Below are 10,887 nucleotides of genomic sequence, written 5' to 3'. Positions count from 1 at the left end.
ATACAAGAGGGGTACATGTCTGAACTCATGCTTATAGCTCCTGCTTCCAGTTCTGGGTGCGCAGCACGTCGGCAAAGACGCCAGCGGCAGTCACTTCGGTACCGGCGCCGTAGCCGCGCAGCACCAGCGGGATCGGCTGGTAGTAGGTGGAGAAGAAGGCGAGCGCGTTCTCCCCGTCTTTGACCTTGAACAGCGGCTCGTCGGCCCCGACTGCCTTGATGGCGACCTTGCACTTGCCACCTTCAATCGACCCCACATAGCGCAGCACCTTGCCTTCACGCTGGGCCGCGGCGAACTGGTCGCGGAACCAGCCGTCAGCCTCCGGCAGGCGGGCCATAAAGGCTTCCACATCGCCGCTGGCGTCAAAGCCCGGCGGCAGCGCCTGCTCCACCTCGACATCGGAGAGCTCCAGCGCCATGCCGGCCTCGCGGGCCAGAATGAGCAGCTTGCGCGCCACATCCATTCCGTTGAGATCGTCGCGGGGATCCGGCTCGGTAAAGCCGTTGCCGCGGGCGATGTTGGTCGCCTCGGAGAAGGCCATCCCCTCGTCCAGCTTGCCGAAGATAAAGGAGAGGGAACCGGAGAGGATGCCGTCGAAGGCACGCAGCTTGTCACCGGCCTTGATAAGGTTCTGCAGGTTCTCGATAACCGGCAGGCCAGCGCCGACGTTGGTCTCGTACAGGAACTTGCGGCGAGTCTGGCGGGCAGTGCGGCGCAGCGCCTTGTAGTAATCGAGCGAGCCGGTGTTGGCCTTCTTGTTCGGGGTGACCACATGGAAACCGGCGGCGAGGAAGTCGGCATACTGGACGGCCACCGCCTCGGAGGAGGTGCAGTCGACGATCACCGGGTTGATGATGTGGCTATCTTCCACCAGCTTTTTCACCCCTTCCAGCGAGAAGCTGTCGCGGGCTTCCACCAGCTGTTCGCGCCAGTTGGCGAGGTTCAGGCCATCCTTGTTGACCGCCATCTGGCGGCTGTTGGCGATGCCGACCACGCGAAGGCCAGTGCCCTGCTCGGCCAGCACCGGTTGCTGGCGGGCAATCTGATCCACCAGCGCGGCACCGACGCCGCCGACCCCGACCACAAAGAGATCGATAAACTGCTGGCTGCCAAAGAAGTTCTGGTGGCACGCCTTGATGGCTTCCGCCACCTTGCGATCCCGCACCACCGCCGAGATGGAGCGCTCGCTCGACCCCTGCGCAATGGCGACGATATTGATGGAGGCTTGCGCCAGCGAGGTGAAGAAGCGGGCTGCCATCCCCTTGCTGGTGCGCATGCCGTCACCGATGAGGGAGATGATCGCCAGATCGCTGATGATATCCAGCGGCTCCAGCAGCTGGTTTTTGAATTCGAGCTCGAACTCGCGCTCCAGCACCTTGCGGGTCTTCTCGCTGTCGTAGCTGTGGATACAGAAGCTGACGCTGTACTCGGAAGATGACTGGGTGATCAGCACGATACTGACCCCGGCGCGGGAGACGGCGGAGAAGATGCGACCGGCCATGCCGACCATCCCCTTCATGCCAGGGCCGGAGACGTTGAACATGCACATGCCGGACAAGTCGGAGATGGCCTTCACTTTCAGGTCATCGTCGCCGCTCTCGGGGCCGATCAGGGTGCCCGGCCCTTGCGGGTTGAAGCTGTTCTTGATGAGGCAGGGAATATGGAACTGGGCCACCGGCGCGATGGTTTTCGGGTGCAGCACCTTGGCGCCGAAGTAGGAGAGCTCCATCGCCTCCTTGTAGGAGAGAGTTTTCAGCAGGTAGGCATCCGGCACCAGACGGGGGTCGCAGCTGTAGCAGCCCTCGACGTCAGTCCAGATCTCGCAGCACTCGGCATCGACGCAGGCAGCCAGGACGGCGGCGGAGTAGTCGGAGCCGTTACGACCCAGCAGCACGGTCTCGCCCTTGTCGCTGCCACCGGTAAAGCCCGGCATCAGGTAGAGGCAGTCGCTGCGTAATCCCTTGGCGGCAAAACGCAGGCGGGAGGCTTCAATATCGACATGAGCTTCCAGATAACCGCCATCGGTGACCAGCAGCTCTTCCGGCACGATCAGCTCCAGATCCAGACCGCGCACCCGCAGCAGTTCGTGCATAAAGGCGATGGAGAGGTTCTCGCCACGGCTCAGAATGCGCGCCTGCACGTTGTCAGGGCAGAGGCCCAGCAGACGGATGCCCTGCATCAGGCGCTCCACCTGATCCAGCTCGGCGGTGAGACGGGCCAGCAGCGCCTTGTCATCGAGCGCCGGATAGGCCGCCTTCAACCCGGCCAGCAGGCGGGAGAAGATGCCGTTGACTTCAAACAGGGTGGAACTGGCATCCATGCCGCGACTGGTCTGCTCCACCAGCGCCACCAGATGATTGGTCACCTTGGCAGGTGCAGAGAGCACCAGGGCTACCTGAGATTGGCCGTGGGTGTTGACCGCGATATCGGCCACCCGTAAAAAACGTTCTGCATCGGCCAGTGAAGACCCGCCAAATTTCAACACTCTCATCGCTTTCTCTCCCTGTAAATCTATGAAATTCAATCTAAAAACCAATCCAACAAAAAGGCCCGTACTGGGTGGGTACGGGCCTTTTTTGATTTCTGTGCTTGTTCGTCAGCGCATCAACCGGCCCCAGTGCCACCTGTGGTGGTACCGGTAATAATGGTGGTGGTGATGACGTTGGTGAATAACTGCATGACGAACACTCGTTGACGAAGCTGGCTTTTAGCAATACCGCGGCGGGCGATGGGCTGTCAACTTAAACCTCTTCGCTACTCGCGCCCAAAGCGGCGCGCAAGGTCTTTGCAGAGCAGGTGGAGCATGTTCAAATCCCGCTGCGGCAGCATGGGTACCCGGTCCATCACCCACTGATGTAGTTTTTCATCCTGCGAAACTCCGAGTTCACCAAGTAATTCTGCTGTTTTGCTTTTCAGCACCCGAACCTGCCCGGCGTTATCAAAATTTTCTGCTACCGCAGCGGCGCCGTCGGCGTTCAGCTCATCCATCAGCTGACTCATCTCGTAGGCGTAGAGCATGATCGCCTGCCCCAGATTGAGGGACGGGTAGCTCACCTTGAGGGGCAGATAGCTGATGAGATCGACCTCGGCCAGCTGCTCGTTGGAGAGCCCCGACTCCTCGCAGCCAAAGACGATGGCCACCTTGTTGAGTGAAGGCTTGCTGCGGATCTGCTCGCGGATCTCCCCCGGCGTGAGGTAGTGCTGGTAGCGACCGCGCTCACGGGCGGTGGTGGCGATCACCAGATCCATGTCGGCCAGCGCCTCGGGCAGGGTATCGAACGCTTCGGCCTGAGTCAGGATCTCCTGGGCACCGTGAGCCACCCAGCTCGCCTCCTCCTCTTCGTGTACCCGGCTAGCCACCAGTCGCATGGCATCGAATCCCATGGTTTTCATGGCGCGGGCAGCCGCCCCCACGTTCGCAGGTCGGGCAGGTGCCACCAGGACAAAATAGAGCTTCATCGGGTTTCCTCACAGGCCGTACGGCCTCTCAAACAGACAGCAAACAGTCGCTAAACCATCACCAAAACAGGGGCGCAATCTACCGTTTATCCCCGAAAATTGCCACTTGAACAGACGTTTGAATGTTGCGATAGTGGCCTGACGTGTGAACAAATTACACCCAATCCTTCGCGCTATCGGCCCGACAGATCACAAGGAAGAGAGAGATGCAGCAGCCATTGGAACAGGCCGTCGCCGAGACTATCTTGCAACGCTTCGAGTCGTTTTACAGCCGGTTTCTCGAGATCACCCGCGGCAGCAAGAGCCGCTTCGAGAACAGCGACTGGCTGGGAGTGCAGCTGGCGGGGCGCGAGCGCATTCGCCTCTATGACCACCATGTGGGGGCCACTGCCAGCTCCATCCGCCAGATGATGGGAGAGCACCACGCCACCCAGGAGCTGCTCAAGCGAGTCAAGGGGGCTTTCAGCGATCTGCTACCCAAGTGCGAGAACTTCGAGGTGGCGGAGTCCTTCTTCAACTCCGTCTATCGCCGCATCTTTCGCCATCGCAATATCCGCGACGAGAACCTCTATATCCACCCCTTCGTCAGCCGCGGCGACAAGCCCGATCTGAGCGCATTGCTGCGCATCTATCGCACCGATCTGGCCCACCTGCCGCAGACCCTGAGCCAGCTGCTCGGGGATTACAGCTTCACCCTCCCCTATGAGGACAAGCAGCGGGATATTGTCGACATTCACCGCCATCTTGCCGAAAACGGCCCACAAATCCTCCATGAAGAGCCGTTTGCCATCGAGCTATTGAAAGAGGTGTTCTACCGCAACAAGGGGGCCTATCTGGTGGGGCTTATTCGGGTGAAGGATCAGGTCTTCCCCTTTATCCTGCCCCTGCTCAGCACCGGCCAGAGCATCTATGTGGACACCGTCATCTTCGAGCCGGATCTCGCCTCCATCGTCTTTGGCTTCGCCCGCGCCTACTTTATGGTCTATGCCCGCGAACCGGCACTGTTTGTCGCCTTCCTGCGCCAGATCATGCCCCACAAGCCCGATTACGAGATCTACAACGCCATCGGCTGCCAGAAGCACGGCAAGACCGAGCTCTATCGCCACTACCGCCACCATCTGGCCCAGAGTCGGGATCAGTTCATCATCGCGCCGGGCATCAAGGGGATGGTGATGAGCGTGTTTACCCTCCCCTCCTACGACGTGGTGTTCAAGGTGATCAAGGACGAATTCACCCCGCCCAAGGAGGTGAGTCACGAGCAGGTCAAAGAGAAGTACCGGCTGGTCAAACAGCACGACCGGGTTGGCCGCATGGCCGATACCCAGGAGTTCACCAACTTCGAGTTTCCGCTGGATCGCATCTCGCCGGAGCTCCTTGCCGAGCTCAAGACGGTGGCACCCTCGGCCCTCACCATCACGGACGACAAGCTGGTGATCAAGCATCTCTACACCGAGCGCAAGATGATCCCGCTCAACCTCTATCTGGACAAGGCGGACGAGCAGCAGACCCGGCTCGCGCTGGAGGAGTACGGCAACGCCATCAAGCAGTTGGCGGCGGCCAACATCTTCCCGGGGGACATGCTGTTCAAGAACTTCGGCGTCACCCGCCACGGCCGGGTGGTCTTCTACGACTACGACGAGATCTGCTACATGACGGAGTGCAACTTCCGCCAGATCCCGCCGCCGCGCTACCCCGAGGATGAGTGGAGCGCCGAGCCCTGGTATTCGGTCGCCCCCAACGACATCTTCCCCGAGGAGTTCGCCACCTTCCTGCTGCAAAAGCCGCAGGTGCGCGAGATCATGCTGCAACTGCACAAGGAGATGTTCGACGCCAACTACTGGAAGATGCTGCAGAGCAACATCAAGGTGGGGGTGTTCGAGGATGTCTATCCCTACCGGCGCAAGAAGCGCTTCAAGTACCAGCGCGGTGGCTGAGTCCGCAGAGCCCGCGCACATCGCAGCAACGAAAACGGGGTGGCCCAAGCCACCCCGTTTTGCTATCCGCTTTGCGCCTTAACTGCCGCGACGGCGGATCACCCCCTCCTGCATGGTGCTCGCCACCAGCACCCCGTCGCGGGTGAAGAACTGGCCACGCACCAGACCGCGACCGCTGCTGGCGCTCGGGCTGTCTACCACGTAGAGCAGCCAGTCGTCGAAGCGAAAATCCCGGTGGAACCACATGGAGTGATCGATGGTGGCCACCTGCATATCCGGCTCCCAGTACGACACCCCGTGCGGCTGCAGCGAGGTGAGCAGGAAGTTGAAGTCGGAGGCGTAGGCCAGCAGGTATTTATGCACCCGCAGATCGTCCGGCATCTGGCCGTTGGCCTTGAACCAGACGTGGCGCACCGGATCCTGCACCGTCGGCCGAATAGGGTCGACCAGGGTCACCGGGCGCATCTCGATGGGCTGCTCGCAGAGGATCTTGTCGCGCAGGGAGGCCGGGATCAGATTCTCGTAGGGGCGCACCAGCTCCAGCTCGCTCTTGAGCTCCTCCGGCGGGGTGATGCCGGTGGGCATCTGCGCCTGATGCTCGAAGCCATCGGCCGGCACCTGAAACGAGGCGTTGAGATAGAAGATGGGCTTGCCGCCCTGAATCGCCTTGACCCGGCGGGTGGAGACAGTCTGGCCGTCACGGATATTCTCCACGTCATAGACGATGGGACGGGTCACATCCCCCGGACGCAGGAAGTAGGAGTGAAAACTGTGAACCTGCCGACCGGTCTCGACCGTCTGCTTGGCGGCTGACAAGGCCTGCCCCATTACCTGTCCGCCAAACACGGCCCGCAGACCGAGATCCTGGCTCTGGCCCCGAAACAGGCCCTCCTCGATTTTTTCCAGCGCCAGCAACGCCAGCAGCCCATCAAGTACCTTGCTCATTGTTCACTCCTCTGTCAGAGCCGCACAGGCTAACAAGCTCACCGGAGCAGAGCAACCGCCACGCGTCCGTTCATGTCGCCCGGAAGGCGCAGAAACAGTGCGCTTCGAATCTGTTTTTTCCCCGGTGAAACCGTTAATCTGAAAAAAGTCGATCGAGGCGAGGTCACCAGCCATGCACATTCGTTATCCACTCACCCCCTCTGTCGCTCACCACCCTTTATTGCGCCTGCGCCATCCGCTGCTTGCCCCTCTCCTTGCGCTCTCGCTGCTCCCTGCCAGCGCGGCGCAGAGCGCGGTGATCATCACCGGCGAACTGCCCCCCTACTCCTCTGCGGAACTGGCCAACGGCGGCGAGCTGGCAAGCAAGGTGCTCACCATTCTCAAAGAGGCTGGCCACCCGGATCTGCAGATCTCCTATCAACCCTGGCCACGCGGACTTAAAAACATCGAGCTGGGCAACGCCATCGCCGCTTTCCCCTTTACCTGGACCAACGAGCGCAGCAACAGCCTGCTGTTCAGCACCCCCATCGCCTTCGATATCCAGTCCTGGTACACCACACCCGACAAGAAGGGGCTGGAATCCCCGCCCTGGCAGCAAAAAACCGCCTGCGTGCCCAAGGGGTGGTTCTCCGATGCCATCGAACGGGTCATCAACGATCAGGGGCTGATAGTCAGAACCACCAACCGCCTCAACCAGTGCGTCGAGCTGCTTAAAAAGGGCAAAGTCGATCTGGTGCCCATCAACGACACCTCGAAAAAGAGCCTCTCGGAGGAGGACAATGCCGCCCTCTACCGCCTCTCGCTGTTTCGCCAGAACGTCACCTTCTATCTGGTCACCTCCCGCAACGCAGAGGGGGAGAAGTTTATCCACGACTTCAACGACAAATGGAACGCCCAGGCCTACTGATCCGTCCGCCCCTCCTGCTCGCAGACACCGCAACAAATCCCTCCCCCCTGGCCATACCGGCCTTGGCATCACGGATACCGAGGATCGGAGGCAGTTGCCACCCGCTATTCGGTGACTCACTCTGCAACCACTTATGGGATTATTTCACTGGTGATACAGCAGAGCAGCAACTCGTTACATGGATGCAAAAATCATCATATCGGACGGGAGCTTGGCTGGATGACCCGCTTGCCAGCATGGCTGGCCGATAACACCAAACAGCGGCTCGACTTTTTCTCTGCGAAAGATACAATCCATGCACTGGAGATGGCATTCCTCCACATGCATACGCACACAAACCGCCGTTGTGGCTAATGATGCCTACGTTTCAGTCCAGGTCAGGGCTACGTAGCATATGCACCACTGTCCTGGAGTCTCTGCACTAAAGGACGATTTATATGCTTAATTCGATTCTTGCCATCAGCGTTGGCGCCTCGTTTGGTGCCATATTTCGCTGGCTACTCGGCACATCCCTGAACGCTATCTTTCCTACCCTCCCGCTGGGCACTCTCGTGGCAAACCTGCTGGGAGGCTACCTGATCGGGATCGCTATCGCTTTCTTTTCCGCAAACCCCAATCTCCCCCCTGAATGGCGGCTGTTGGTGATCACCGGTTTTCTCGGCGGATTAACGACCTTCTCAACATTCTCTGCTGAAGTCACTTCATTACTGCAGGCCGGTCGATTGGCTTGGGCAGGGGGGGCGATTTGTGTCCATGTACTGGGTTCGCTGGCTATGACTCTTGCCGGCATGTGGTCAATGTCAATGCTGCAACGGATGTGACAGGAGTATCTATGCAAGGCTATCAATTAACATTTTACACTCGCCAGGATCGCTCAATCGAGGGTCAACCATTGGCACAATGGCTGGTCGAGCAGGCTAAAGAGCTCGGTATTCAGGGGGCTACCCTGTTGGCTGCCAATGAAGGGCTTGGGCATGACAGGCGTCTGCACTCGGCTCATTTTTTCGAACTGTCAGACCAGCCATTGGAAGTGACGTTTTCAGTCACTGACAACGAGGTAAACCTCATTTTCGACCTGCTAAAGAAGCACAACACGAGTGTGTTTTATACCTTGATGCCAATAGAGTTCGGGATGTCTGGCGATCGCTAATCTGGTAATCAAATCGCTATATCGCCTCTTGTCTGGCATAAGAGGCGATATCGAGACCCACTTTTGGGGCTGCCCTCCTGCATAGCAAGCACCACAGGATATCCGCCCACTATCAGCAGCATCGGCATCGGCATCACGAATACCGCAGGATCGGAGGATGTTGCCACTCCGCCATTAGGCTATCGACTCTTCTAACACGTCTCGGATTATTTCACTGGTGATACGGCGAACAAAAATTCGTTACATGGATGCAAAAGTCATCTTGGCGGATGGGAGTCAGGTTGAACGACCAGCTTGCCAGCATGGCAGGCCGATAATATAAGGCATCCGCGCAAGGCTGATGTCAGGTGTTAACTAGATCTGTACAGGTAGTAAGGCGTATCCTGCAAGCTGATTTGACGTGAACGGGCAATGGTCATGGCACATCCCTCAACGGTGACCTCTCAAGTCAACAACAGCACTACGCCTCTGTCAAAAGGTGGGTGTCCCAGATTATCCTTGGGTGTCCCAGATTATCCTTGAGTTCGGTGCCCTCTTCGCGAACGCCCGATTACGCTGCGCTAATCGAGCCGATGGCCCTGCCCCCCCCCTTTCACCTATGTCCAATTACGATTCATTAATCGAGCAAGCGGCCCTGAACATCATATATAAATTCAACACTCAGCTTCATTCTCTCTACAGCCAGACTAATTTCACAGCCTGACCAAATGCCTATGCCAGCAGTTAGTTCATTGGTGATAAAATATTTTCTAAGTTCCACCAATAATTCTGTCAAATCTCCGACGGCGCGACCATCAGGATCAAACCAGTTTAGCTTACCTGTATCATCAATATAATCAAACTCGTATTTACCTCCATCACCTTCAGGAAAAACCTCTGCTCTGACAACTATTATTTTCGCATCTAATGGCCCAGCGTCGACTAAGAGCTGCCCAATTTTTTGATATATTTCTTGATCTGTCATTAGATACCACCTGGAGAGTTTTTAAAATCAATAATTGCTGGACGATCACCACCAATAGAGTATCTTACAGTAAATCCAAAAAGGTGGGTGTCCCGGATTTCCTGTTGGCAAACACGCTGAGTCCCGCGCCCTTTTCGCAAATGCCCGATTATACTCCGCTAATCGAGCACTCAATCCAATCGAGCCTCCCCCTGATATATAAAGTCAACCTTTACAACGACTTAATGCTAGTCGCAAACCAGCTCCAATTTCAGCTGGGGAGCAGTCTAAAGAAAGAATGACATCTTCTAAACCATCGCCCTTAGTTCTTCCTCAAGCTTCCAGTTTTTCATGGCGTGTAGGTGATATGGTTATTACGCCATTTACCAGATGAATACCGCAGTTTTTCATGTCCTTAAACAGGGCTCGTTTGGTTTTATATCCATATTTCCCCATCAACATCGCAATCCAGGCTGCGTATCGTTCTTTGCCTTTCTCTAGATCAAAAAACTCAATACGATCTGCCAGTTCAGTTAATGTTCGGCTATCAGACAAAGCTTGTAAGAGTGTCCCTCCCAAACAGTCATCATCTACATCAGGAGTTAATAAATGACATGGGAAAAGAGGGTCACTTCCAGTCCGACCTAATCCAGAATAAGTTTCTACACTAAAAAAATCATGTGTAGTAAAAACACTGGCCCAGTAGTCTTGATCTTGATTAAATTGCATCACTTCACCTGTGTCACTTTAACTATTACACTTTGATTTTTGCCATACTCAATGGCTCGATTTATCTCTGTCCATTGTATCTTGGTGGTATTGGCGGGAACAGCTATCTGGATTTCTCTGTTAGAGATCATTGATGCACGTATTTCTTGACCAGAAAGTTTTGCAGTTTCAAACCTTGCTGCTGCATCAATATTCCCTTTAATGGAACTATACACCTGATTTGGATTAGCCAGCTTCGCCATCGTCTGGGTATCCATTGTTTTAGCACTAGGTGGGTGTCCCGGATTTCCTTCGATCTGGTAATCAAATCGCTATATCGCCTCTTATCTGGCATAAGAGGCGATATCGAGACCCACTTTTGGGGCTGCCCCTCTGCATAGCAAGCACCACAGCACATCCGCCCACTATCAGCAGCATCGGCATCGGCATCGGCATCACGAATACCGCAGGATCGGAGGCTGTTGCCACTCCGCCATTAGGCTATCGACTCTTCCACCACGTCTCGGATTATTTCACTGGTGATACGGCCAACAAAAATTCGTTACATGGATGCAAAAGTCATCTTGGCGGATGGGAGTCAGGTTGAGCGACCAGCATGGCTGGCTGGCTGCTGGCTGCTGGCTGCTGGCTGCTGGCTGCTGGCTGCTGGCTGCTGGCTGCTGGCTGCTGGCTGGCAATATAAGACACCAAAAAGGTGGGTGGCCCAGATTCCCATTAAGTCGCCTGATAATAACAGCACCTGATTTCGCGGGCACCCGATTACGGTTCGCTAATCGAGCCTACGGCCCTAAAACCCTTTAACCCCAAAATATCTTAATAT

9 protein-coding genes, 1 pseudogene and 1 riboswitch are annotated in these 10,887 nt (G+C 56.6%); of the genes and pseudogenes, 4 read left to right on the top strand and 6 right to left on the bottom strand.

All coding sequences use genetic code 11. From position 1 onward, the window contains the following. Positions 1 to 31 precede the first annotated feature (31 nt). On the bottom strand, positions 32 to 2,491 hold the full coding sequence (gene thrA, locus AACS24_RS14905; protein ID WP_108571148.1) for a bifunctional aspartate kinase/homoserine dehydrogenase I: 2,460 nt from the start codon (positions 2,489 to 2,491) through the stop codon (positions 32 to 34). 263 nt (positions 2,492 to 2,754) lie between these two features. After that, a complete protein-coding gene (locus tag AACS24_RS14900) occupies positions 2,755 to 3,459 on the bottom strand; it encodes a tRNA/rRNA methyltransferase (RefSeq protein WP_064341568.1) in 705 nt (234 codons plus the stop codon). A 206-nt stretch (positions 3,460 to 3,665) separates the two neighbouring features. On the opposite strand from AACS24_RS14900, the gene aceK reads away from it, so the two are divergent. Continuing rightward, positions 3,666 to 5,393, top strand: a complete 1,728-nt coding sequence (aceK, locus tag AACS24_RS14895) for a bifunctional isocitrate dehydrogenase kinase/phosphatase (RefSeq protein WP_108571147.1) — start codon at positions 3,666 to 3,668, stop codon at positions 5,391 to 5,393. Between the two features lie 78 nt (positions 5,394 to 5,471). Here aceK and tesB read toward each other — a convergent pair whose 3' ends face one another. Next, a complete protein-coding gene (gene tesB / locus AACS24_RS14890; protein WP_042032451.1) occupies positions 5,472 to 6,338 on the bottom strand; it encodes an acyl-CoA thioesterase II in 867 nt (288 codons plus the stop codon). Between the two features lie 172 nt (positions 6,339 to 6,510). Here tesB and AACS24_RS14885 point away from each other — a divergent pair, with 172 nt between their 5' ends. The 3 genes from AACS24_RS14885 to AACS24_RS14875 all read left to right on the top strand — a co-directional run bounded on the left by AACS24_RS14885 (position 6,511) and on the right by AACS24_RS14875 (position 8,395). Continuing rightward, positions 6,511 to 7,245 carry a substrate-binding periplasmic protein gene (locus AACS24_RS14885; RefSeq protein ID WP_108571146.1) on the top strand — a complete coding sequence of 245 codons (735 nt, stop codon included), beginning with the start codon at positions 6,511 to 6,513 and terminating at the stop codon, positions 7,243 to 7,245. Between the two features lie 293 nt (positions 7,246 to 7,538). Further along, a riboswitch (Fluoride riboswitch) is annotated at positions 7,539 to 7,615 on the top strand. 67 nt (positions 7,616 to 7,682) lie between these two features. After that, on the top strand, positions 7,683 to 8,066 hold the full coding sequence (crcB, locus tag AACS24_RS14880; RefSeq protein ID WP_033116160.1) for a fluoride efflux transporter CrcB: 384 nt from the start codon (positions 7,683 to 7,685) through the stop codon (positions 8,064 to 8,066). A gap of 11 nt (positions 8,067 to 8,077) precedes the next feature. Then, the gene (locus AACS24_RS14875; RefSeq protein ID WP_043851430.1) at positions 8,078 to 8,395 is read left to right on the top strand and encodes a DUF190 domain-containing protein; all 318 of its coding nucleotides are present in this window, start codon (positions 8,078 to 8,080) and stop codon (positions 8,393 to 8,395) included. 616 nt (positions 8,396 to 9,011) lie between these two features. On the opposite strand, the gene AACS24_RS14870 is transcribed toward AACS24_RS14875, so the two are convergent. The 3 genes and pseudogenes from AACS24_RS14870 to AACS24_RS14860 form a co-directional block, all read right to left on the bottom strand. After that, positions 9,012 to 9,359, bottom strand: coding sequence for a hypothetical protein (locus AACS24_RS14870; protein ID WP_108571145.1), 348 nt, complete (start codon positions 9,357 to 9,359; stop codon positions 9,012 to 9,014). A 204-nt stretch (positions 9,360 to 9,563) separates the two neighbouring features. Further along, positions 9,564 to 10,067 (bottom strand): annotated as a pseudogene (locus AACS24_RS14865) (contact-dependent growth inhibition system immunity protein). Further along, a complete protein-coding gene (locus AACS24_RS14860; protein ID WP_339373340.1) occupies positions 10,067 to 10,363 on the bottom strand; it encodes an endonuclease toxin domain-containing protein in 297 nt (98 codons plus the stop codon). The pseudogene AACS24_RS14865 and the gene AACS24_RS14860 overlap by 1 nt, the downstream one beginning before the upstream one ends. Positions 10,364 to 10,887 lie beyond the last annotated feature (524 nt).

It is taken from the genome of Aeromonas sp. HMWF016 (assembly GCF_963878195.1).
Classification (GTDB): Bacteria; Pseudomonadota; Gammaproteobacteria; order Enterobacterales; family Aeromonadaceae; genus Aeromonas; species Aeromonas lacus.
The sequence above is the reverse complement of the archived record's forward strand: the minus strand, read 5'-3'. Positions and strand labels throughout refer to the sequence as shown.

Bases quoted from the DNA above. Each gene is read 5' to 3' on its own strand.
- aceK (WP_108571147.1), top strand. From the start codon at position 3,666: ATGCAGCAGCCATTGGAACAGGCCGTCGCCGAGACTATCTTGCAACGC.
- AACS24_RS14870 (WP_108571145.1), bottom strand. From the start codon at position 9,359: ATGACAGATCAAGAAATATATCAAAAAATTGGGCAGCTCTTAGTCGAC.
- crcB (WP_033116160.1), top strand. From the start codon at position 7,683: ATGCTTAATTCGATTCTTGCCATCAGCGTTGGCGCCTCGTTTGGTGCC.
- AACS24_RS14875 (WP_043851430.1), top strand. From the start codon at position 8,078: ATGCAAGGCTATCAATTAACATTTTACACTCGCCAGGATCGCTCAATC.
- thrA (WP_108571148.1), bottom strand. From the start codon at position 2,491: ATGAGAGTGTTGAAATTTGGCGGGTCTTCACTGGCCGATGCAGAACGT.
- tesB (WP_042032451.1), bottom strand. From the start codon at position 6,338: ATGAGCAAGGTACTTGATGGGCTGCTGGCGTTGCTGGCGCTGGAAAAA.
- AACS24_RS14900 (WP_064341568.1), bottom strand. From the start codon at position 3,459: ATGAAGCTCTATTTTGTCCTGGTGGCACCTGCCCGACCTGCGAACGTG.
- AACS24_RS14885 (WP_108571146.1), top strand. From the start codon at position 6,511: ATGCACATTCGTTATCCACTCACCCCCTCTGTCGCTCACCACCCTTTA.